Annotated in this window: 3 protein-coding genes; all 3 read right to left on the reverse strand. The window is 63.1% G+C overall.

Annotation, left to right across the window (positions count from 1 at the left end; translation table 11 throughout):
* Positions 1-246 precede the first annotated feature (246 nt).
* The 3 genes from DBAC_RS19950 to DBAC_RS09415 all read right to left on the reverse strand — a co-directional run bounded on the left by DBAC_RS19950 (position 247) and on the right by DBAC_RS09415 (position 25,128).
* Positions 247-14,649: a cadherin-like domain-containing protein gene (locus DBAC_RS19950; RefSeq protein WP_015774059.1), complete on the reverse strand. Its 14,403-nt coding sequence runs from the start codon at positions 14,647-14,649 to the stop codon at positions 247-249.
* 408 nt (positions 14,650-15,057) lie between these two features.
* Positions 15,058-16,485: a TolC family outer membrane protein gene (locus tag DBAC_RS09410; protein ID WP_015774060.1), complete on the reverse strand. Its 1,428-nt coding sequence runs from the start codon at positions 16,483-16,485 to the stop codon at positions 15,058-15,060.
* A 132-nt stretch (positions 16,486-16,617) separates the two neighbouring features.
* Positions 16,618-25,128, reverse strand: a complete 8,511-nt coding sequence (locus tag DBAC_RS09415) for a tandem-95 repeat protein (protein ID WP_015774061.1) — start codon at positions 25,126-25,128, stop codon at positions 16,618-16,620.
* Between the last annotated feature and the right edge of the window lie 427 nt (positions 25,129-25,555).

Consider the following 25,555-nt stretch of genomic DNA (forward strand, 5'->3'; position numbering starts at 1 on the left):
ACCGGCACAGCCCGGAAGAATCGAAAGAATAACGACCGGACGGGCCGCTGAACATGGTCCGACGGCCCGCTCAAGCGATAAAGAGGCATCATCCCCGCAGCGCTCCTTTCCATAGGCGCCAGATGCAAACCCTCGCCGTCGGAGGGAGGAAGCATCTCCCGGCGGCTCCATCCGCCGGGAGATGCACAGGGGTTCCCGCTCCGTGCGCGCATTCGGACATCCTGACAGAGTGCGTCAAAAGGGAGTCTATGCGTGCACGACGTTCTGCTGTGCCATGTCCGACTCGATCATCAGATTTACCAAGGTCGAGCCCGCATACCCCGAATAGTGATTATACTCCTGTCCATCGGCTCCGGTCTCGACGCCGAGCAACTGCCAGCCGGAATCCGTCGTTGTCACGCTGTCATTCGCGTCGCCCCGCACCCAGAGGGTGTCGGCGCCGCCCGTCGTGTCCAGCACGTCCGAGGCTTTGAGGGCCAGGGCATTGGCGTCGTCGGCATCGCCGGAGATGTCGATGCGCTCGATGCCTGTGATCCGGCCCGCGTCGTTCATGACGCTCAGGTCGAAGATGCTTCCGGTGCCGATGTTGTCCTCCAGGCGGAAGGTGTCGAAACCGTCCCCGCCATGAGCGGTGTCCGTCACGCCGCCGATGAGCAGGTCGTCGCCCTCGCCGCCCAAGAGCAGATCGTTGCCCAGGCCGCCGTCCAAGGTGTCGTCGCCGGCACCGCCGCTGATCAAGTTGTCCCCGCCGTCACCAATGAGCACATCACCATGCGTCGTATCGTTCGTGCCAATGATTTGCTCAATGCTGACGAGGGTGTCGCCCAGGGCGTGATTGCCGTCGCCACCGCCGGTCTGCGCCGTGGCGAGATTCATGTCTATATTCACCCAGGCGCTGCTGGCGCTGAAGTCCGCCGCGTCCACGCCCGTTCCGCCATCCAGGAGGTCCGCCCCAGCCCCTCCGGCCAAGGTGTCATTGTTACCCTGGCCGTAGAGCCTGTCGTCGCCGTCGCCGCCAAGCAGGAGGTTTTTGTCCCTAGCGCCCCGCAGGGTGTCGTTGCCCGCGCCGCCGTCCAGGGTGTCGGCGCCATAAGCGGCAGCGAGAGCGTCGTTGCCGTCCATACCGTACAGGTAGTTCGATCCGTTGCTTCCGGTAATGGTGTCGTTGAAGTTCGAGCCGATGACGTTCTCGATGCCGGTAAGGGAGTCACCCTCGGCGTCACCACCTTTGTAGGTGCCGTACCTCAGGTCCATGGTTACAGCCGCGCCGCTCGCGCTGTAGTCGGCCGTGTCGATGCCGCCGCCGCCATCAATGGAGTCCGCTCCGCCCAGGCCGCTCAGCACGTTGGCATTGCCGTCGCCGATGAGCGTGTCGTCGTAGGAGGAGCCGATGACGTTCTCGATGCCGATGAGCACGTCACCGGCGGCGTGGTTGCCCGTGTAGATAATTTTCCATTCGTCACCATTCCTGTCCAGGATGGTCTCGGTCATGACCGACCCGCCGCCGGTCTGGGCAGTGGCCTGGCTTAGGTCAACCCGCACATTGGCTTCGCTCAGGCTGTAGTCGGCGGTGTCGATGCCGTCGCCGCCGTCCAGGATGTCGGCCCCGGCCAGGCCAGCCAGGATGTCATCGCCCTCGCGACCCTCCAGCCGGTTGTGAGCACTCATGAAACCAAGTTGGTCGATGTCGCGGCCGGTCAGGGTGTCGTTGTAGGCGGAGCCGTACAGGCCGTCCATGTAATAGAACTCGTCGCCGTCCTCCTCGCCCGCGCCTTGCTGGACCCAGCCCTTCACATTCTGGATCCTCAGGTCGACCTTCACCCCCGAGGCGGCATTCGCGTAGGAGGCGATGTCGTAGTCCATGCCGCCCCAGATTAAATCCTCTCCAAGGCCGCCCTCCAGCGTGTCGTTGTTGTTCACGCCCCACAGGGAGTCGTTGCCCACGCCGCCGATCATGAGATCGTTGCCGTCCAAGCCATTCATATCGTTGCCCTGGTCGTTGCCGATGAGGGTGTCGTGACCGTACGATCCCACGGCGTTGACGATGCCGGTGAGGATGTCGCCGGTGGCGTCGGTGTCGGCGTCCTCCAGATGCTCCTTGCCGGTCTGGGCCGTGAGCCCGTCCTGGATCCTCAGGTCAAGGTAAACGCCCTGCGAGCTGATGTCGAAGTCGCCGTGCCCGGTCAGCTCGTAGGAGGCTATGGTGCTGATGCCGTTGCCGATGATGCGGTCCGCCCCCATGCCGCCGCAGAGTATGTCATCACCATCGGAATTGCTGCCGACCAGGGTGTCGTTGCCAGCGCCGCCGATCAGTTTGTTACGGTACGAGAAGTACGCCTCCTGCATGCCGCTGTTCGGCAGGTAGCATTCCAGGTAGTCGTCGCCGTCGCCGCCCAAGATGGAGTCGAAGCCCGCGCCGCCGTGGATGGTGTCGTCGCCGGCACCGCCGCTGATCAAGTTGTCCCCGCCGTCACCAATGAGCACATCACCATGCGTCGTATCGTTCGTGCCAATGATTTGCTCAATACTGACGAGGGTGTCGCCCAGGGCGTGATTGCCGTCGCCCCCGCCCGTCTGCGCAGTGGCGAGACTCATGTCTATATTCACCCAAGCGCTGTTGGCGCTGTAGTCCGCCGTGTCCACGCCCGTTCCGCCATCCAGGAGGTCCGCCCCAGCCCCTCCGGCCAAGGTGTCGTTGTTGCCCTGGCCGTAGAGCCTGTCGTCGCCGTCGCCGCCAAGCAGGAGGTTTTTGTCCTTAGCGCCCCACAGGGTGTCGTTGCCCGCGCCGCCGTCCAGGGTGTCGTCGCCATAAGCGGCAGCGAGAGAGTCGTTGCCGTCCATACCGAACAGGTAGTTCGATCCGTTGCTTCCGGTAATGGTGTCGTTGAAGTTCGAGCCGAAGACGTTCTCGATGCCGGTAAGGGAGTCACCCTCGGCGTCACCACCTTTGCAGGTGCCGTACCTCAGGTCCATGGTTACAGCCTCGTTGCTCGCGCGGTAGTCCACCGTGTCGATGCCGTCGCCGCCGATGAGGGAATCGGCCCCGGTTCCGCCGTCAAGGAGATCCGATCCGTCCTCGCCATCCAGGGTGTCGTTGTTACCCTGGCCGTAGAGGCTGTCGTTGCCGTCGCCGCCAAGCAGGAGGTTTTTGTCCCTAGCGCCCCGCAGGGTGTCGTTGCCCGCGCCGCCGTCCAGGGTGTCGTCGCCATAAGCGGCAGCGAGAGAGTCGTTGCCGTCCATACCGAACAGGTAGTTCGATCCGTTGCTTCCGGTAATGGTGTCGTTGAAGTTCGAGCCGAAGACGTTCTCGATGCCGGTAAGGGAGTCACCCTCGGCGTCACCACCTTTGCAGGTGCCGTACCTCAGGTCCATGGTTACAGCCTCGTTGCTCGCGCGGTAGTCCACCGTGTCGATGCCGTCGCCGCCGACAATGGAGTCCGCTCCGCCCAGGCCGCTCAGCACGTTGGCGTTGCCGTCGCCGATGAGCGTGTCGTTGTAGGAGGAGCCGATGACGTTCTGGATGTTCTGAAGAATGTCGCCATCAGCGTGATTGCCATCAGCCCCGCCGCTCTGGGCCGTGAGGCCATCCTGGCGGCTCAGGTCGATATGCACCCCAGCGGTGCTGGCGCTATAGTCCACCGTATTGATGGCGCCGCCGCCATTAATGGAGTCCGCTCCGCCCAGGCCGCTCAGCACGTTGTTGCCGATGTCGCCGGTGAGCGTGTCGTTGTAGGAGGAGCCGATGACGTTCTGGATGTTCCGAAGAATGTCGCCATCAGCGTGATTGCCATCAGCCCCGCCGCTCTGGGCCGTGAGGCCATCCTGGCGGCTCAGGTCGATATGCACCCCAGCGGTGCTGGCGCTATAGTCCACCGTATCGATGCCGCCGCCGCCATCAATGGAGTCCGCTCCGCCCAGGCCGCTCAGGACGTTGGCATTGCTGTCGCCGATGAGCGTGTCGTCGTAGGAGGAGCCGATGACGTTCTCGATGCCGATGAGCACGTCGCCGGCGGCGTCGCCCGTGCCGGACTGGGCCGTGACCCCGTCCTGGATGGTCAGGACGACGTGGACGCCCGAACCGCTCGTGCTGTAGTCGGCCGTGTCGTTGCCCGTGCCGCCGTCCAGGGTGTCGTTGCCGGCCAGGCCGCTCAGGATGTCGTCGCCCCCGCGGCCCTGCAGGAGGTTGTGGATGCTCATGTAGTCGGGGTCGTCGGTGTCGCGGCCGGTCAGGGTGTCGTTGAAGGCGGAGCCGTACAGGCCGTCCATGTACCAGAGCTCGTCGCCGTCCTCCTCGCCGTTGCCTTGCTGGGTCAAGCCGTTCACATTCTGGATCCTCAGGTCGACGTTCACCCCCGAGGCCGCGTTCTCGTAGGAGGCGATGTCGTCGCCCTTCCAGCCCCAGATAAGGTCGGCCCCGAGCCCGCCATCCAAGGTGTCGTCGTTGATGTCGCCCCTCAGGGAGTCGTTGCCGTCCCCGCCGATCAGCAGGTTGTTGCCGCCGTTGCCGTACATATCGTTGCCCTGGTCGTTGCCGATGAGGGTGTCGTGACCGTACGATCCCAAGGCGTTGACGATGCCGGTGAGGATGTCGCCGGTGGCGTCGGTGGCGTCGTCCTCCACACGCTCCTTGCCGGTCTGGGCCTTGATGCCGTCCTGGATGCGCAGGTCGAGGTAGACGCCATGGATGTTCTTCTCCATGCCGTCGCCGTCCCCGGTCCGCTCGTAGGAGACCATGGTATTGACGCCGTTGCCGTAGATGTGGTCCGCCCCCATGCCGCCGTTGAGAATACCCATGGAAGTGTCGCTGTTGCGGCTGCCGTCCAGGGTGTCGTCGCCGGCCCCGCCGATCAGCAGGTCCTGGTGCTCGTCCTTGTCGCTGGAGTAGTAGCCTATCAGGCGGTCGTTGCCCTCCCCGCCCAAGATGCTGTCGTAGTCTCCGCCGCCGGAAATGGTGTCGTTGCCGTCGCCGCCGTAGATCATGTCCTCGAAGGCGCTGCCGTAGATCAAGTCGTCGCCGGCCCCGCCGTAGATGGTGTCGACATGTGCGACATCATCTTTTGGTTTTGTATTGTCGGGGTCGCCGTAGATGGTGTCGTCGCCGTCAAGGCCATAGATGAGATTTATGTCCTTGTTGCCGGAGAGCACGTCATTGTAGTTCGAGCCGGTCACGCCCTCGATACCCAGCAACGTGTCGCCCAGGGCATGGTTGTCCTGGCCGGCACTGTCCGTGCCGCCGCCGCTCTGGGCGGTGGCGCCGTCCTGGATGCGCAGGTCCACGTTCACCCAGGCCGTGCTGGCGCTGTAGTCGGCCATGTCAAGAATGCCCAAGCCGCCGGCCAGGGAGTCGGCCCCGGCCCCGCCGATCAAGGTGTCGTTGCCCTTGCCGCCGATCAGGGTGTCGGCGCCGTCCAGGCCGCTGAGGATGTTGGCGCGGTCGTTGCCGGTGAGCACGTCGCCATGGGCGAGGTCGTTGGTGCCGATAAGGTTCTCGATGCCGGTGAGCACATCGCCCAGCGCGTGATTGCCCGCGCCGCCGTCGGTTTGGGCCGTGGCCAGGGTCAGGTCCACATTAACCCAGCTGGTGCTGGTGCTGGCGCTGTAGTCGGCCGTATCGTTGCCGTCGCCGCCGTCCAGGGTGTCGGCCCCGGCCAGGCCAGCCAGGATGTCGTCGCCGCCGCGGCCCTGGATGCGGTTGTGCACGCTCCCGCTGTCCGAGTATTGCGTATTGCAGCCGGTGAGGGTGTCGTTGTGGTTGGAGCCGTACAGGCCGTCCATGTGGTAGAGTTCATCCCCGTTCTCCTCGCCCGTGCCGACCTGGCGGCGACCCTGTATTTCCAGGCTAACATTCACGCCCGAGGCCGCATGCTCGTAGGAGGCGATGTCTTCGCCCAGGTCGCCCAAGAGGGCATCCGCAGCCAGGCCGCCCTCCAGCGTGTTGTTGCCACCATGGCCGTAGAGGATGTCGTCGCCGTCGCCGCCAATCATGAGGTCGTTGCCGTCGTTTCCTGCCATCGCGTTGGCCTGGTGGTTGCCGATAAGCGTGTCGCTGCCGTTCGAGCCCGCGGCGTGGACGATGCCGGTCAGGATGTCGCCGGTGGCGTCGTCGCCGCCGGACTTGCCGGTCTGGGCCGTGACGCCGTCCTGGATATTCAGGTCGAGATAAACGCCCTGGTAGCTGACATCGAAGTCGCCGTGCCCGGTCAGTTGGTAGTTGGCGAAGGTGTTTGTGCCGTTGCCGATGATGCGGTCGGCTCCGGAACCACCGACGAGCACCGTGTGCTCAAAAATAATATCGAGTTCGTGACTGCCATCCAGGGTGTCGTTGCCCCAGCCGCCGATGAGGGTGTCCTGCCTTCGGTCGCTTGTGCCGTCGGGGTTGTAGCCCACCAGAGAGTCGTCGCCGTCGCCGCCGTAGATGGTGTCCTGGGCACTGCCGCCGTAGATGGTGTCGTTGCCTGCGCCGCCATAGATGGAGTCATCGTCATAGATGGAGTCATCGTGGACGCCGCCGTCGATCCAGTCGTCGCCGTCGCCGCCGTAGATGGTGTCCCGGGCATTGCCGCCGTAGATGGTGTCGTTGCCTGCGCCGCCGTTCATGAAGTTGCTCACGCCATTGCCGGTGAGCACGTCGCCATGGGCGAGGTCGTTGGTGCCGATAAGGTTCTCGATGCCGGTGAGCACGTCGTCCTGCGCGTGATTGCCATCGCCACCGCCAGTCTGGGCCGTGGCCAGGCTCAAGTCCACATTCACCCAGGTGGTGCTGTCGTGGTAGTCGGCCATGTCTGTGCCTGCGCCGCCGTCCAGAAGGTCGGCCCCGGCCCCGCCGACCAACGTATCGTTGCCAAGTCCAGCGTTGATGGTGTCGTTACCGTCCAGGCCGGAGAGCAGGTTATTTCCGGTATTTCCCGTGAGCACATCGCCATGCAGGGTGTCATTGGTCCCGGTGAGGTTCTCAATGCCGGTGAGCACGTCGCCCAGCGCATGATTGCCATCGCCGCCGCCGACCTGGGCCGTGGCCAGGTTCAGGTCCACGTTCACCCAGGTGGCGCTGGCGTGGTAGTCCACCGTGTCGACGCCCGCTCCGCCGTCCAGGGTGTCGGCATGGACGCCGCCGCGCAGGGTGTCGTCGCCGCCCAGGCCGCGCGCATCAAATGTATACTGGGGATCGTCGAAGTTCCAACCCACGGTCAGGTCGTCGGGGCCCTCGGTTCCGGTTATCTTGACCACGCCGTCCGTGATTTCGGCCTCGCCCAGACCGGTCTGCACATAAAGCCGCACGGTCTCGCCGTCCTTGACGGCCTCGTACAGGACATAGGTGTTGCCGTCAGCGCCCAGGGCCACGTCCTGTCCCACTTTGGTCCAGGTCCAGCCGTCGCCGGAGACCCTGGTCACCGCGTCGCCCTGGTCCCCGGTCACCACCAGAGCCATCAGGCCGCTGCCGGCCGGGTCGGCCACGCCGTTGTTCAGGATGGCGTCGCCATTCACGGTCAGGCTGCTGGCGCTGCCCGTGAGGTCGAGGCGTTCAACGCCTGTAATCTGCGTGGAGTGGGCGATATCCAGGGCTGTGTCGCTGCTGTGCAGCACATCGTTGCCAGCCCCGCCGACGACAGTGTCGCCAGCGCCGGCGGTGATGATATCGTTGCCGTCCCGGCCGTCAAGCACGTTGGCCTGGCTGTCGCCGATGAGCGTGTCGGCTCCGGCCGTGCCGATGACGTTCCGGATGTTCTGGAGGATGTCGCCATCGGCGTGGTTTTCAGCCTCTCCGCCGCTCTGGGCGGCTTTTCCGTCTTGCTGGTTCAGGTCGATGCGCACGGCCTTCGTGCTGGCGCTGTAGTCCACGGTGTTGACGCCGCTGCCGCCGTCAATGAAGTCCGCCCCGGCTCCGCCGATGAGCACGTCATTTCCTGCGCCGCCGTCCAGGGAGTCTTTGCCTTCGCCGCCATCCAGGGTGTCGTTGCCCGCGCCGCCATCCAGGGTGTCGTTCCAAGCTTCATTGCCGCCGTACAGGGAGTCGTTGCCGTCGCCGCCCAGCAGGGAGTCGCGGTATTCGCCGCCATCCAGGGTGTCGTCGCCGTCGCCGCCGTCCAGGGTGTCGGCAAAGTTCATTTCGCCGCCATACAGGGAGTCGTTGCCGTCGCCGCCCAGCAGGAAGTCCTGGCCAGCGCCGCCATCCAGGGTGTCGTCGCCTGCGCCGCCGTTCATGTTATCGTAGAAAGCCCCATCGCCGCCGTACAGGGAGTCGTTGCCGTCACCGCCATCCATGGTGTCGCGTTCATAGCCGCCATCCAGGGAGTCATTGCCGCCGCCGCCCAGCAGGGAGTCGCGGTATTCGCCGCCATCCAGGGTGTCGTCGCCGTCGCCGCCGTCCAGGGTGTCGGCAAAGTTCCTTTCGCCGCCATACAGGGAGTCGTTGCCGTCGCCGCCCAGCAGGAAGTCCTCGCCAGCGCCGCCATCCAGGGTGTCGTCGCCTGCGCCGCCGTTCATGTTATCGTAGAAAGCCCCATCGCCGCCGTACAGGGAGTCGTTGCCGTCACCGCCATCCATGGTGTCGCGATCATAGCCGCCATCCAGGGAGTCATTGCCGTCGCCGCCCAGCAGGGAGTCGCGGTCTTCGCCGCCATCCAGGGTGTCGTCGCCGTCGCCGCCGTCCAGGGTGTCGGCAAAGTTCCTTTCGCCGCCATACAGGGAGTCGTTGCCGTCGCCGCCCAGCAGGAAGTCGTGGCCAGCGCCGCCATCCAGGGTGTCGTCGCCTGCGCCGCCGTTCATGTTATCGTAGAAAGCCCCATCGCCGCCGTACAGGGAGTCGTTGCCCGCGCCACCGTTCAGGGTATCGTACCCACCGCCGCCGTACAGGGTGTCAGCGCCGTCGCCTCCATCCAGAACATTGTGCCATCCGTTGCCCGTGATGCTATCGTCATACTGCGAACCGGTGACGTTCTCAATGCTCACCAGGGTGTCGCCCAGGGCGTGGTTGCCCTCGCCGCCGCCAACCTGGGCCGTGGCCAGGGTCAGGTCCACGTTCACCCAGGTGGCGCTGTCGTGGTAGTCGGCCATGTCTGTGCCGGTGCCGCCGTCCAGCAGGTCCGCCCCGGCCCCGCCATGCAGCAAGTCGTTGCCAGCAAAGCCGTACAGGCTGTCGTCGCCGAGCAGGCCATGAAGCTCGTTGTTCAGGCCGTTGCCCGAGAGCACGTCGCCATGGGTTGTGTCGTTGGTGCCGGTGAGAATCTCAATGCCGGTGAGCACATCGCCAGCGGCATGGTTGTTCGTGCCGCCGTCAATCTGGGCCGTGGCCAGGTTCAGGTCCACGTTCACCCAGGTGGCGCTGGCGTGGTAGTCCACTGCATCCGTGCCCAGGCCGCCGTCCAGGGTGTCGGCATGCACGCCGCCGCGCAGGGTGTCGTCGCCGCCCAGGCCGCGCGCATCAAATGTATACTGGGGATCGTCGAAGTTCCAACCCACGGTCAGGTCGTCGGGGCCCTCGGTTCCGGTTATCTTGACCACGCCGTCCGTAATCTCGGCCTCGCCCAGACCGGTCTGCACATAAAGCCGCACGGTCTCGCCGTCCTTGACGGCCTCGTACAGGACATAGGTGTTGCCGTCAGCGCCCAGGGCCAGATCCTGTCCCACTTTGGTCCAGGTCCAGCCGTCGCCGGAGACCCTGGTCACCGCGTCGCCCTGGTCCCCGGTCACCACCAGAGCCATCAGGCCGCTGCCAGCCGGATCGGCCACGCCGTTGTTCAGGATGGCGTCGCCATTCACGGTCAGGCTGGTGGAAGCCCCCGTGAGGTCGACCCGTTCCACGTTCTGCATGTGGATGCCGTTGACAAGATCGATGCTGGCGTCTGTGCTCTTCAGCACATCCAGGCCTGCGCCGCCGTCAACATTGTCGCCTGCGCCAGCGATGATGAGGTCGTTGCCCTCGCCGCCGATGATCGAGTCGTTGCCCACCCCGCCGTCCAGGGTGTCGTGGCCCGTGGCGCCGTCCAGGGTGTCGTTGCCGGACCGGCCGTCCAACGTGTCATTTCCAGCCAAGCCTTCAAGCTTGTTATCCTCGGCGTTGCCAACAAGACTATCTCCGTAACGGCTTCCCCGCACATTCTCAATGCTCACGAGCACGTCGTCTAAGGCATCGTTATGCCCTTCGCCGTCCCTACCTCCAAGTCCTTGGGCTCCAGTGAGGTTGAGATCAATTTTTACCCAGGTATAGGCGTCGGCGTAATCGACGGTGTCGATACCGTCGCCGCCGTTCAGGGTGTCTGCGCCAGTCCAGCCATGCAGCCAATCGTTGCCCGTACCGCCGATCAGGGAGTCACGCCCACCAGCACCGCCCAGTGTGTCGTTGCCAGCACCGCCATCCAACGTATTGCTAGCGCCAATATAATAATACGTTACGGCATTGGCGTGCAGGACATCGTCGCCATCCCCGCCCAAAAGCATTGCGGCCGGTCCACCGAAATCGAAGCCGATGAGGGTGTCGTTGCCGATACCGCCAATGAGGGTCGTTATGCCCGTGAGCGTATCTCCCCATGCGTCGCTACTCGTGCCGCCACCTGTTGTCTGAGCGCCATTTTGGTCCAGATTTACGTAAACTCCTGTCGTGCTGGAGCTATAGTCGGCCGTATTCGAGCCGGCACCGCCGTCCAGCAGGTCGGCACCGGCACCGCCCATAAGCGTGTCGTTGCCGGCACCACCACGCAGGGTGTCGTTGCCGGCCAGGCCGTGGAGTTCGTTGTTCAGGGCATTGCCCGAGAGCACGTCGCCATGGGTTGTGTCGTTGCTGCCGGTGAGATTCTCAATGCCGGTGAGCACGTCGCCCAGCGCATGATTGCCATCGCCGCCGCCGACCTGGGCCGTGGCCAGGTTCAGGTCCACTTTCACCCAGGTGGCGCTGGCGTGGTAGTCCACTGCATCCGTGCCCAGGCCGCCGTCCAGGGTGTCGGCATGCACGCCGCCGCGCAGGGTGTCGTCGCCGCCCAGGCCGCGCGCATCAAATGTATACTGGGGATCGTCGAAGTTCCAACCCACGGTCAGGTCGTCGGGGCCCTCGGTTCCGGTTATCTTGACCACGCCGTCCGTAATCTCGGCCTCGCCCAGACCGGTCTGCACATAAAGCCGCACGGTCTCGCCGTCCTTGACGGCCTCGTACAGGACATAGGTGTTGCCGTCAGCGCCCAGGGCCACGTCCTGTCCCACTTTGGTCCAGGTCCAGCCGTCGCCGGAGACCCTGGTCACCGCGTCGCCCTGGTCCCCGGTCACCACCAGAGCCATCAGGCCGCTGCCGGCCGGGTCGGCCACGCCGTTGTTCAGGATGGCGTCGCCATTCACGGTCAGGCTGCTGGCGCTGCCCGTGAGGTCGAGGCGTTCAACGCCTGTAATCTGCGTGGAGTGGGCGATATCCAGGGCTGTGTCGCTGCTGTGCAGCACATCGTTGCCAGCCCCGCCGACGACAGTGTCGCCAGCGCCGGCGGTGATGATATCGTTGCCGTCCCGGCCGTCAAGCACGTTGGCCTGGCTGTCGCCGATGAGCGTGTCGGCTCCGGCCGTGCCGATGACGTTCCGGATGTTCTGGAGGATGTCGCCATCGGCGTGGTTTTCAGCCTCTCCGCCGCTCTGGGCGGCTTTTCCGTCTTGCTGGTTCAGGTCGATGCGCACGGCCTTCGTGCTGGCGCTGTAGTCCACGGTGTTGACGTCTTCGCCGCCGTTCAGGGTGTCTTTTCCAACCCCGCCAACCAGGGTATCGTCGCCCGCGTCACCCATCAGAACATCGTTGCCGTCGCCGCCCATCATGGAGTCGTTATCCTCACCGCCCATCAGGGTGTCATTGCCGACGCCGCCGTCCAAGGTATCGTTGCCCGCACCGCCGTCCAACAAGTCGTTATCGGCGCGAAGCCAAGTTTTATAGGGCTGGTACGGGGTGGAAACACCACCGTACAGAGAGTCGTTGCCGTCGCCGCCGTACAGGGTGTCAGCACCGCGGCCGCCATCCAGGACATCATCACCGGCACCGCCGTCCAGAAGATCCCAATCGGTGTAATACCCGGGGATCCATTCTATATTTGAAGCATCGCCACCATAGAGCGTGTCGTTGCCGTCACCGCCTATTAAGTGATCGGAATTAGTCCCACCGTCCAGAAAGTCATTGCCGTCGCGACCATAGAGGGTGTCGTTGCCGCCGTCGGAGAGCAGGGTATCATTGCCTGCGCCGCCGTCCATGACTCCATTATTTCCTCCATCATATATGCCGCCGGCAATCATGGAGTCATTCCCGTCGCCACCGTATAGGGTGTCTCGGCCGAAGCCGCCTATCAACGTATCGTCGCCGTCACCGCCGTCTAAAAAGCTCCTATAATTTATATACGATAAGTTTACGGACAGAGAATCATTGCCAGCGCCGCCGTACAGGGTGTTGTTGCCCTGGCCGCCGTGCAGGGTGTCATTGCCATCGCCGCCATCCAAGGAATCGTCGCCGTCACCACCGTACAGGATGTCATGTCCAGCCTCACTTATGAGCGTGTCATTGCCGCCGTCCCCCATCATGGAGTCGTTGCCGTCGCCGCCCATCATGGAGTCGTTATCCTCACCGCCCATCAGGGTGTCCTTGCCGGCGCCACCGTCCAGTGTATCGTTGCCCGCTCCGCCGTCCAACAAGTCGTTATCGGCGCGAAGCCAAGTTTTATAGGGCTGGTACGGGGTGGAATCACCGCCGTACAGAGAGTCGTTGCCGTCGCCGCCGTACAGGGTGTCAGCACCGCGGCCGCCATCCAGGACATCATCACCGGCACCGCCGTCCAGAAGATCCCAATCGGTGTAATACCCGGGGCTGAATAGAATCCATTCTATATTTGAAGCATCGCCACCATAGAGCGTGTCGTTGCCGTCACCGCCTATTAAGTGATCGGAATTAGTCCCACCGTCCAGAAAGTCATTGCCGTCGCGACCATAGAGGGTGTCGTTGCCGCCGTCGGAGAGCAGGGTATCATTGCCTGCGCCGCCGTCCATGACTTCATGATGTCCTCCTTCATACATGCCGCCGGCAATCATGGAGTCATTCCCGTCGCCACCGTATAGGGTGTCTCGGCCGAAGCCGCCTATCAACGTATCGTCGCCGTCACCGCCGTCTAAAAAGCTCCTATAATTTATATAAGATAAGTTTACGGACAGAGAATCATTGCCAGCGCCGCCGTACAGGGTGTTGTTGCCCTGGCCGCCGTGCAGGGTGTCATTGCCATCGCCGCCATCCAAGGAATCGTCGCCGCCACCACCGTACAGGATGTCATGTCCAGCCTCACTTATGAGCGTGTCGTTGCCGCCGTCCCCCATCATGGAGTCGTTGCCGTCGCCGCCCATCATGGAGTCGTTGCCCGCGCCGCCGTACAGGGTGTCGTCGCCGACCAGACCGTTGAGGATATTGGCTTGGCCGTCGCCGATGAGCACATCGTTGAAGTTTGAACCTGTGAGGTTCTCAATGCCTTTCAGAACGTCGCCAGCAGCGTGATTGCGTTCGCCTCCACCGGACTGGGCCATGGCCCCCTTGGTCAGGTCCACTTTCACCCAGCCGTCGCTGTCGCTGTAGTCGGCACAATCCTGGCCGGCGCCGCCGTCCAGGGTGTCCGCACCCGACCCGCCGCGCAGGGTATCATTGCCCTTGAAGCCGTAGACGTGGAACTTCACCCCGTCGCGGTTGAAGTCGACATTCGCCTTCGTCAGATCGTCGCCGACGGTGCCGTCGTTGTTGTCCGTGCCCCAGACCTGGACCGTGGTGTTCTGGATGTGGAAGGTGGCCGGGCCGGTGGTGTTCACGCCGTCGGAGACCGTGAATACGAAGGTGTCATCATCAATGACCAGGACCTTGTTCTGGGCGTGGGGGTCGAAGCGGAAGGTGACGCGGCCCGAGTCGAGATCGGCCTGGGTGAAGGTCACCCTGGTAGCGTCGACCTCCTTGCCGTCGATCATCAGCACGCCGTAGGCCGGCCCCTGGCTGATCGTGTATTTCAAGTCCGCCGGGCCGCTCTCGCGGTCCGTGGCCCGCAGGTGGTCCAGCAGGTTCCCCGCCTCGTCGTCGTCCACCAGGAGGGTTGCGTTGAGGTCGATGACCGGGGGGAGGTTTAGGTGATCCTGACCAGGATCACCGGACAGACCGTCGTCGAGCGAGTCGTCCAGCATGCGATCCTCGTCCTTGTCGCCCGTCTCCTTGCGCCCGGCCAATCCTTCTCCGGCCATGCCGCTGAATTCGGCCATCTCCAGGAGCTGGCCCATGCCGAAGTCATCGCCTGTCTGGCGGTCCAGAAATGCGGTGCTGTCGACCCGCGCCTGGTGCACGCCTAGCGGCTCATGCGTGGGCGCGTCATCGGACAGGTCGGTGCGGGTCGGCTCGAAAACGATGGTCGGCAAGGGCTTGAGGCCCATTATTTCGGGAGCCAGGGCTATTTGTTCAGGAATTTCTCCGGCAGACTCCACGGTGAACTCGCCGACACCCTCCAATTTAATGATGACTTCACCCGGAGCCCCGGCCTCGACCTGCGCCTGGTCAGATGAGGCCGCGATGAGCAAGTGCTCATTCGCATTCAACAGCACCACGCCCCCGCTGGCGATTTCCACTTCACGCGCAGTGCCGTCCGCCTGCTGAACAAATATCTGGGTCTTGGACATGAGATTGCTCCTTGGTCTGAATAGTACAAATTTTTATACGGCAATCTACATAGTATTTGTTCGATAGCTAATTAGCACTGCTATTAATTTTCATAGTCAACCTATAATTATAACTTTATATTATCTTATTATTAATACCTACTTTATTCCAAGCAAACATATTCATATTTAAATAAAGATAAAAAAAATTATCATACATAAATATTTATAAAATACTGTAAAAATACTAACCACAAATCAGTATGAATTCTTCACAATCCACTCATAAAAGCCAATATTTCCTTGATTTCACAATTATATACGTACTTTTTTCCACTTCGGAGATTGCAAAAGAAACAGAAGGAGCGACGCTTTCACAAGCGTCGCTCCCTCTGTTTCTCCAGTCGATTCGCGGCGTGCCGCGACGGACTATTTCAGTTCAGGAACATCCATGCTCACGTTGAGCGTGGACATGAGCGCGGAGATGGGCATGCAGATTCTGTAGTACGAGAATGTATGCGCGGTCATGGCGTTGAGGTACACCTGCTGCGAACTGAACAGGCTTCTCTGCGCGGACACCAGATCCAGGAGAGTCCTCTTGCCCATGCGAAACTGATCAGCATAGCTGTCCACGACCCTGGCGTTCTCGTCGGTCAGGCTACTCAGAACGGGCAGCAGATCCCCGGTGGCCTTGTGAAAACTGTAAGCAGTGCGCACATCCTCTTCCACCTTGCGCCGGACCTCTTCGGTCTCCGCCAGCGCCTTCAGTCGTTCACTCTTCGCCTCCCGAATGGCGGCCGCGTCGGACCCGCCACTGTAGAGGTTGAAGGAGACCTGGAGCATGGCGGAGAGGTCATGGTAATTTTCGGAATATCCACCGGTATTGTCCGAGCGCCCCCCGGAGGCCTTGAAGTGAAGCTTGGGCATATGGCGTCCCTTGGCCGAGACAACTTCGCTTTCCTTTTGCAGGATGCCCAGATGCGCGGCTTTGAGGGCCCGATTCGCGTTCATGGCCAAGGCCACGCCGTCTTCCGGACTCTGGGGAATCGCTCCGATCGGCTTTTCGGGCATGGACAGCCTGTCCGCCGTGGCTCCGAAAACCTTCAGATATCCCGCTTCGGCGTCCTCCAGCCCCTGCCTGGCCTGCACCAGACGAGATCTGGCCTCATCCAGGGAAGCCTCGGCCTGATTCACGTCGACCTGCGTTCCGCCGCCGCTGTCAAGGCGAATGCGGGTGAGATCGAGAATGGCCGCATGTTCGGCAATGTTGCGTTCGCACAATTCGATGAGGGCGCGATTGCGGATGACTTCCATGAAGTGCTGCGTCGCGGTCAGTCCGACATCCTCGGCGGTGTTGAAAAGCTCTTCCTTTCTGGAATGCGACAGGTGCTTGTCGGCCTCGACCTTGGCGGAAGTCAGGCCGCCGTCGAAAATCAGCTGCGACATGACCACGCGCATATCGTCCGTCCACGTGTCGCCCTGCTCGCCGGACATGCTGGCGATGGTCGTATCGTTGCGCACCACCTGATACCCGCCCTTGGCCACGAAATCGACTTGCGGCAGCAGGGCGCCGAACGATTTGAGATACGCTTCGTGCGACGACGAATAGGCATGCTTGCGGCTCAGAAAAGTGGGGTTGTCGTTGATGGCCGATTGAAGGGCCGCCTGAAGCGTGAGACCGCCAGGGGCCGCCGTGTCGTCCAGAATCGACTTGACGCCGTCGGAGCCGGAAGCAGTGACGGAGGGCTCCGCATTCGGGGACGCGACTGACTGCGCACCGGAAATGGCCGGAACGGCACAGACAAGAAGAGAGATCACGAGATACATGCAAACGATTTGAATCTGTGCCAATTTCATACAGATATTCCTCCTTTGGTATTCAAAAAAGATATCTTTACGTTCATCATGATGCAGAGTCACAGAAATATCAGAACCATCAAGCGACTTCATATTACGTGGCGATTTGTAAAAATTCATGGTGCCTCCAATTTATATTTCGTTTTGATACGCGAGAGTTGTTTCAACATATAAGTTTATCGTCTGAGAATCGTACTGAGCAGTATAATGATGATACGTCTGACCTTCATGACTCACGTCCGCAGCCTCCTGGGTCCAGCCCTCGCCCATGGTCGTCACGCTGTCTCCGGTATCGCCATCGATATAGAGTGATCCGCCGGACACCTCGAACACGTCCTCGGCCCTGAGAGTCAGGGTATTCGCGTCGTCGGCGTCGCCCGTGATATCGATGCGCTCGATGCCCGTGATCCGGCCCGCATCGTTCATGGCGCCCAGGTCGAAGGCGCTTCCGGTTCCGATGTTGTCCTCCAGGCGGAAGGTGTCGAACCCGTCCCCGCCGTCCACGACGTCATCCGCGCCGCCGTGGATCAGGTCGTCGCCCGTGCCGCCCTGGATGGTGTCGATCCCGGCGCCGCCGATCAGAAGATCGTTGTCCGCGCCACCGTCCATGAAGTCGTTTCCGGCCCCGCCGTCGAGGGTGTCGTTGTCGGACCCGCCCAGCAGGGTGTCGTCGCCGCCCCGGCCCAGGATGTAGTCCCAGTACCCCCCGCCATCGATCATATTGGCTCCGCCGTCGCCCAGAAGAGAGTCGAACCACTGGGAGCCGATGATGTTCTCGATGCCGACCAGCGTGTCGCAATACGCATCGGAATAGGAGCTGTTCGGAAAGGAATACCAAGAGTCGGTCAGGTCAACCATGCACACGTCGAGGCTGTTGCTGTAGTCGACCGTGTCGATGCCGGCCCCGCCCACCAGGTAGTCGCCGGTGTAGGTGTTGTCGTAGGAGCCGACCCCATCCTGGAACCAGTCGTCACCGTCGCCGCCTTCCAGCGTGTCGTAGCCCAATCCGCCGACCAGGGTGTCGTTGCCCGCGCCGCCAACCAGGGAGTCGTCGCCGTCCAGCCCGACGAGCATGTTGGCCTGGTCGTCACCCGTGAGCACGTCGCCATGAGCGGCATCGTTGCTACCTATGACGCCTTCGAAGCCGATGAGCGTGTCGCCCGCCGCGTGGTTGGCCGCGCCGCCGCCGCTCTGTGCCGTGACGCCGTCTTGAAGGTTCAGGTCCATGTCCACCCAAGAGGCGCTGGTGCTGTAGCTAGCCATGTCGTAGCCGGCACCGCCGTCCATGAGGTCGCTGCCCGCGCCCCCGGCCAAAGTGTCGTCGCCCGGCCCGCCGAGCAGGGTGTCGTCGCCGCCGAGGCCCTGGATGTTGAATGGGTGCCGGGAGTCGGTGAAGTCCCAGACAGTGGTCAGGTCGTCATGACCCTCTGTTCCCAGGACGTGGTACACGCCGTCGGCGAGTTCGATCTCGTTCAGGCCGGTCTCCATATAGAGCCGCACGGTCTGGCCGGCCTTCGAGGCCTCGTACAGGGCATAGGTCAGCCCGTCCCCACCGACGGTCATGTCCGAGGCAACCAGGGTCCAGGACCAGCCGTCGGCCACCCTGATCACCGAATCGCCATCATCTCCGTTGACCACCAGGGCCATGAACCCGCTGCCCGCCGGGTCGGCCACGCCGTTCAACAGAATGGCGTCGCCGTTCACGGCCAGATCCTTGCCCGCGCCCGTCAGGTCGATCCGCTCGATGCCGGTGATGGTCGTGGAGGAGGTCACGTCGAGATACTCGTCTTCCGAAACCAGCACGTCGCTGCCCACGCCTCCGTCCACGACATCGCCCGCCCCGGCGCGGATCAGGTCGTCTCCGTCGCCGCCCTGGAAAGTATCGCTCCCCGCGCCGCCGATGAGGGTGTCATCTCCCCCGCCGCCGATCAGACTGTCGTCTCCGGCCAGGCCGGAGAGCACGTTGTTTCCACCGTCGCCGGTGAGCGTGTCACCATAGGCAGAGCCCGTGACGTTCTCGATGGAGATGAGCACATCGCCTGCGGCGTGGTTACCTACCTCGCCGCCGGTCTGAGCCGTGGACAGGGCGAGGTCCACGTTTACGGCGGAAGTGCTGAGACTGTAGTTGGCGGTGTCCGAGCCAGTGCCGCCATCCAGGGTGTCGTTGCCGGACAGGCCGGCCAGGATGTCGTCGCCGCCACGGCCTTCGATGAGGTTGTGCACGCTCATGTAATCCGGAATATCCGTACTGCGGCCGGTCAGCGTGTCGTTGAACTCGGAGCCCCACAGGCCATCCATGTACCAGAGACTGTCGCCATTCTCCTCGCCTGCGCCAGACTGGCGCGAGTAGTTACCATCGGCATCGTAGTTCTGGATCTCCAGGCTGACGTTCACGCCCGAGGCGGCATTCGCGTAGGAGGCGATGTCGTAGTCCATGCCGCCCCAGATTAAATCCTCTCCAAGGCCGCCCTCCAGCGTGTCGTTGTTGTTCACGCCCCACAGGGAGTCGTTGCCCACGCCGCCGATCATGAGGTCATCGGCGTCTTGCCCTAACATCTCGTTGTTCTGGTCGTTGCCGATGAGCGTATCGGCGCCGTTCGTACCCACGGCGTTGACGATGCCGGTCAGGATGTCGCCGGTGGCGTCGTCGCCCCCGGGCTTGCCGGGCTGGACCATCAGGTTGCCGTCGGCGTCCAGGCCCTGCAGGCGCAGGTCGAGGTAAACGCCCTGCCAGTTGACATCGTAGTCGCCGTGCCCGGTCAGCTCGTAGCTGGCCGAGGATCTGACCCCGTTGCCGATGATGCGGTCGGCTCCCATGCCGCCGACAAGGGTGTCCCAGAGGGTGGCGCTGCCACCTTCCAGGGTATCGTTGCCCGTGCCGCCGATAAGGAGGTCCTGGATGTTGTCAGCGCCGCCGTACAGGTAGTCGTCGCCGGCGCCGCCCCTAATGGAATCGATGCCGCCTCCGCCGTGGAGGGTGTCGTTACCCGTGCCGCCGTAGATGGCGTCTTCGTGAGTGCCGCCATCAATCGAGTCGTTGCCGTCCCCGCCATAAATCGTGTCGTAGAAGCCGCCGCCGTAGATGGTGTCGTCGCCATCCAGGCCGGAGAGCAGATTGGACAGGTTGTTGCCGGTAAGCACGTCGCCATGGGCGATGTCATTTGTTCCGGTGAGGTTCTCGATGCCCGCCAGCGTGTCGCCGAGGGCGTGATTGCCGTCGCCCCCGCCGAGTTGGGCCGTGGCCAGGTTCAGGTTCACATTCACCCAGGATGCGCTGGCGCTGTAGTCGACCATGTCCGAATGAAGCCCGCCGTCCAGGGAATCCGCGCCTACCCCGCCAATGAGGGTGTCGTTGCCGGATCCACCAATGAGGGTATCGTCACCGTCCAGACCGATGAGCAGATTGGCCAGGGTGTTGCCGGTGAGCACGTCGCCATGGGCGGTGTCTGTGGTGCCCGTCAGGTTCTCGATGCCCGCCAGGGTGTCACCCAACGCATCGTTGTCAGCCCCCCCGCCGACCTGAGCGGTGGCCAGGGTAAGGTTCACTTGAACCCACGACGCACCGCCGCTGTAGTCGCCCATGTCGGTGCCTGTGCCGCCATCCATGGAGTCGACTCCGGCTCCGCCGATCAGGGTGTCGTTGCCGGCTCCGCCGATGAGCGTGTCGATACCGGCAAGGCCGGTGAGCACATTGGCCTGGCCGTCGCCCGTGAGGCTGTCGTCCCAGCTTGAACCCGTGAGGTTCTCGATGCCAGCGAGCACGTCGCCCAGGGCATCATTGCCTGCCCCGCCGCCGATCTGGGCCGTGGCGAGGTTCAGGTCCGCCTGAACCCACGCGGCGCTGGCGCTGTAGTCCACAGTGTCGGTGCCCAGCCCGCCGTCCAGGGTGTCGGCATTGACCCCGCCGCGCAGGATGTCGTTTCCGACAAAGCCGTATACGTGGAAGGTCGAGGTGTCGTCGTCGAAGTTGGTCAAAGCGGTCAGGTCGTCGGCGTTGTCCGTGCCCCAGACCTGCACCACGCTATTGTGAATGTCGAAGGTGTGCAGAGCGGTGGTCGCAGCGCCGTCGCTCACCGTGAAGGTGAAGCTGTCGCCGGTCACCACCTGGGCCTCCGCTCCGGCCGAAGCGGTGAATTGAAAGGCCACCCTGCCGTTGTCGATGTCGTCCTGGGTGAAGACCGGCTGCGAGAAGTCGGTTATCTCCACGCCGTCCAGCAGCAGGACGCCGTGGACCGGCGCCTGGTCGATGGAATACGAGAGATCCGCCGCGTCATTGTCCACGTCCGCCGCATGGAGCGAACCGGTCAGGGAGACAGAGGCCGTGTCGTCGGCAATGAGTTGGGTGTTGAGATCGACCACCGGCGCGTCGTTGACCGGGCTCACCTGCACGGTCACAGTGGCCTCGTCGCTCCAGCGCAGACCATCGCTCACTTTGATCGTGAAGGACGTGTCGCCGAAGAAGTCGCCGCCCGGCACCATGCGCAGACCGCCCAGATCGGCGTACGTGATCGTATCGCCTTCCATCACCGCCTCCGCGCCCAGATACAGCGTGCCGTGGTCCGGCAGGCCGGTGATCTTCACCAGAGCCGGTTCGAAGCTGTGGTCGTCGGCGTAGCGGCCGTCTGCAGTGAAGTCGCCGCTCTGAAAGGCCAGAGCCGTGTCCTCGTCCGTGGTCACGGCGAAATCGGCCATGACCGGGGCCGTCTCGCCGCCACCCAGGACCATGCCGCTTTCGAGGTACAGCTTCACGGTTTCGCCGCCGCTCTCGGCCTCGTACACCGTGTAGGTCTTGCCGTCGCCCAGGGCGAACCCTTCGTCGATGGTCGCCCAGTTCCAGACGGCATAGCCGATGTGCAGCACGTCCCCAGCATCGCCGTTGACGACGAGGGCCATGTTGCCGCTGCCGGCCGGGTCGAGGGCCGCGTTGTAAAGGATGGCGTCGCCGCTCACGGTCAGGCTGCCGGCGGTGCCGGTGAGATCGATGCGTTCCACGCCTGAAATGGTGGTGGAGGCGGAGATGTCCAGGCTGGCGTCGCCGCTGTACAGCACGTCGCTGCCCGCCCCGCCGAGCACGGTGTCGCCCGCGCCGGCGATGATGACGTCGTCGCCGCCCAGGCCGTCAAGGATATTGACGCCCGCGTCGCCGACAAGCGTGTCGGCGTGGGCCGAACCCGTGACGTTCTCCATGCCGGTCAGCACGTCGCCTTCGGCGTGGTTGCCGGCCTCGCCGCCCGTCTGGGACGTGGTCAGGGTGAGGTCCACGTTTACGGCGGAAGTGCTGAGACTGTAATCCGCCGTGTCGGAGCCGTCGCCGCCAACCAGACTGTCGGCCCCGTCCAGGCCGGAGAGCACGTTGTTTCCGCCGTCGCCGATGAGCGTGTCACCATAGGCGGAACCCGTGACGTTCTCGATGCTGACGAGCATGTCGCCTTGGGCGTGGTTGCCGCCGTAGCGGGTGCCCGACGTGTAGGCGTCAAACCAATAAAGAGCGGTGGTCACGTCTCCTCCGCCGGTCTGAGCCGTGGTCAGGTTCAGGTCGACCAGCACGGAGGCTTCGCTCAGGCTGTAGTCGGCGGTGTCGATGCCGTCGCCGCCGTCCAGGGTGTCGTTGCCGCCCAGACCGGCCAGGACGTCGTCGCCAGCGCCGCCCTGCAGCAGGTTCTGCGCGCTCAGATATTCGGGTTGCTCCACGGTGCTGCCGGTGAGCGTGTCGTTGAACTCGGAGCCCCACAGGCCGTCCATGTACCAGAGCTCGTCACCGTTCTCTTCGCCTGCTCCGCTCTGCAAGCCACCCTTCTGGATTTCCAGGCTGACGTTCACGCCCGAGGCGGCATTCGCGTAGGAGGCGATGTCGTAGTCCATGCCGCCCCAGATGTAATCCGCCCCAAGGCCGCCCTCCAGCGTGTCGTTGTTGTTCACGCCCTCCAGTTTGTCGTTGCCCGCGCCGCCGATCATGAGGTCGTCGCCGTCAACGCCGAACATCTCGTTGGCCTGGTCATTGCCGATGAGCGTGTCGCTGCCGTTCGTACCCACGGCGTTGACGATGCCGGTCAGGATGTCGCCGGTGGCGTCGTCGCCCCCGGGCTTGCCGGGCTGGACCATCAGGTTGCCGTCGGCGTCCAAGCCCTGGAGGCGCAGGTCAAGGTAAACGCCCTGGTAGCTGACATCGAAGTCGCCATACCCGGTCAGCTCGTAGCTGGCCGAGGATCTGATGCCGTTGCCGATGATGCGGTCGGCTCCCATGCCGCCGATAAGGGTGTCCAAGAGGGTGGCGCTGCCGCCTTCCAGGGTATCGTTACCCGTGCCGCCGATAAGGAGGTCCTGGGTGTTGTCAGAGCCGCCGTACAGGTAGTCGTCGCCAGCGCCGCCCCAGATGGAGTCGATGCCGCCTCCGCCGTGGAGGGTGTCGTTGCCTGCGTCGCCGTAGATGAAGTCTTCGTGAGTACCGCCATCAATCGAGTCGTTGCCGTCCCCGCCATGAATCGTGTCGTAGAAGCCGCCGCCGAAGATGGTGTCGTCGCCGTCGTAAGCCCAAATGCGGTTGCTGCCGCCGTTGCCTGTAAGGGAGTCGCTGTACTGGGATCCATTGACGTCCTCGATGCCCGTCAGGATGTCGCCCTCGGCGTGGTTGCCCGCGCCGCCGCCGGTCTGCGCCGTGGTCCCGTTTTGGATGTTCAGATCCACGTTCACCCAGGCGGTGCTGGCGCTATAGTCCGCCAGATCGCGGGTGCCCGTGCCGCCGTCCACCCTGTCAGCCCCGGCCCCGCTGACCAGGGTGTCGTTGCCCGCGCCGCCGATGAGGGTGTCGTCGCCGTCCAGGCCGATGAGATGATTGTTCGCAGCATTGCCCGTGAGCACGTCGCCGTGGGTGGCGTCGTTGCTGCCGATGAGATTCTCGATGCCGATAAGCGTATCGCCCTCGGCGTCATTGTCCGCCCCGCCGCCGCTCTGCGCCGTGGTGCCGTCCTGGATGTTCAGGTCCACGTTCACCCAGCTCGCGCTGGTGCGGTAATCGGCGAAATCCTGGCCCGCGCCGCCGTCGATCAGGTCGGCCCCGGCCCCGCCACGCAATGTGTCGTTGCCCACGCCGCCAAGCAGAGTGTCGGTGCCGTCCAGGCCGGAAAGGAAGTTGGCCGCCGCATCGCCGGTGATGCTGTCGTTAAAGCCCGAGCCAATGACGTTCTCGATGCCGATGAGCACGTCGCCCTCGGCGTGGCCGCCTGCCTGGGTAGCGCGGGTCAAGTCGATGTCCACGGCAGCAGTGCTCGCGGTGTAATCCACGGTGTCGCCGCCTTCCTGAGTGTAGAGCCAGGGCGTGTGCGATGCGTACGTCTGCCCGCCGCCGTCCAGGGTATCGCTGCCTGCGCCGCCGCGCAGGGTGTCGTTGCCGTCGAAACCGAAGACGTGGAAGGTCACGCCTTCGCGACTGAAATCCGCCGCGCCCGTCAGATCGTCGGCCTCGTCCGTGCCCCAGATCTGCACAGCGCTGTTGCGGATGCTGAAGGTCGTCTCGACGGTGCTCAGGCTGCCGTCATCGACGGTAAAGACAAAGGAGTCGTCCTCGATGACCCGGAATTCGTCGCCGGGCTGCGGGGTGTCGAAGCTAAAGGAGACGCGGCCGCCATCGATGTCGGCCTGGGTGAAGACCGGCTGGGAGAAATCGGTGATCTCGACGCCGTCCAGCAGCAGCACGCCGCTTACCGGTCCCTGGGTGATGGTGTACAAAAGATCCGCCGCATCGTTGTCCACGTCCGTGGCCGACAGGGACCCCGCCAGGGATTGCGCGGTCAGGTCGTCCACCAGCAGCACATCGTTGACGGCGATGACAGGGGCGTCGTTGACCGGATTGACCGTCAAGGCCGCCTTGGCGGCAGATGACGTTTCGCCGTCGCTTACGAGGTAGCTCAGTACGACATTGCCGTTCCAGTCCGCCGCCGGGGTGAAGGTCCAGGTCCCGTCGCCGTTGTCCGTCAAGACGCCGGACCCGTCCGCGAGGCGCAGGTCGGTCACAACCAGCGGAGCGTCGGCGGGGTTGTAGGCCTTGGCCAACAGCCCGGCCATTGTGATGAGCATGGACCCGTCTTCGTCCATGTCGCCAAGATCCACCGTGCCGAGCACCAAGAGCGAGTCGTCTTCCGGGGATGTCCGGAACCAGGCCAGCCCTTCCCACTCGACCTCGTCCTCGATTCCGCGACCGGCCAGGTCAGCGCCGGGCGTTGCGCTGAACGATCCCGATTCCAGAAATTCGGTCATGCCGAAGTCGTCGCCTGTGGCGCGATCCAGAAAATCGGTGCTGCCGACGCTGGTCTGATGAATGCCGAGTGCCTGGCGGATTTGCGTGTCGCTGCTGAAGACGTCGCTCTCGGCTTCGGAAACCGATGAGCTTGACGTGGCGGCTACGGTTTTCAGACCCGCGACCTGATCTTCGGGCAGCGCGCCCAGCGCCGACATCGCGACTTCGAGATCACTTTCGGGCGCTGAGACGGCAGCAGCTGTCGCATCGGCAGCATCCGCGCCCAGGCCATCGACCGCGACAACGGGCGGTTGCCCGCCCGGATTCAGCGGCTCCAAGCCGCCAGTGACGGCCTCGGTTTCATGCGCTTTGCCGTCTAAGGGTTGAACGATCCCCTGATTCTTGAACATGTGGTTGCTCCTTGGTCGCCTAGTACGACTCTTTGAAAGCAACCTACTTTTTTATGTATATTAAATAACATACGTATACGTATGGAATTCATACATGAATATGTACGCGTATATGCTTATTTTACGCCCGACAAAAATAACCATCGTTAGTTATAAGCACCTCCATTTCAAGAATATCATCCACCTATAAGAACAGGGCCACCATGGACTTGCCTCTGCCGGCAATAATGAGAAATCAATATTTATCATGCTGATTTTAAACGAAAAGAAAACACTTAAGGCAGCGCTACGCGCCCGATCATCGCCAGAAACTGAGTAGATGGTTTCGAAACCAACGCAGATCACATCCAAGATAAATAATTACCTACGTAAATACTAATACATCCCCTTCAATTTTAAAACAAAAACCCTACCACAAAACAGAGGG

The sequence above is a fragment of the Desulfomicrobium baculatum DSM 4028 genome (assembly GCF_000023225.1).
GTDB classification, from domain to species: Bacteria; Desulfobacterota; Desulfovibrionia; order Desulfovibrionales; family Desulfomicrobiaceae; genus Desulfomicrobium; species Desulfomicrobium baculatum.

Bases quoted from the DNA above. Each gene is read 5' to 3' on its own strand.
- DBAC_RS19950 (WP_015774059.1), bottom strand. From the start codon at position 14,649: ATGTCCAAGACCCAGATATTTGTTCAGCAGGCGGACGGCACTGCGCGT.
- DBAC_RS09410 (WP_015774060.1), bottom strand. From the start codon at position 16,485: ATGAAATTGGCACAGATTCAAATCGTTTGCATGTATCTCGTGATCTCT.
- DBAC_RS09415 (WP_015774061.1), bottom strand. From the start codon at position 25,128: ATGTTCAAGAATCAGGGGATCGTTCAACCCTTAGACGGCAAAGCGCAT.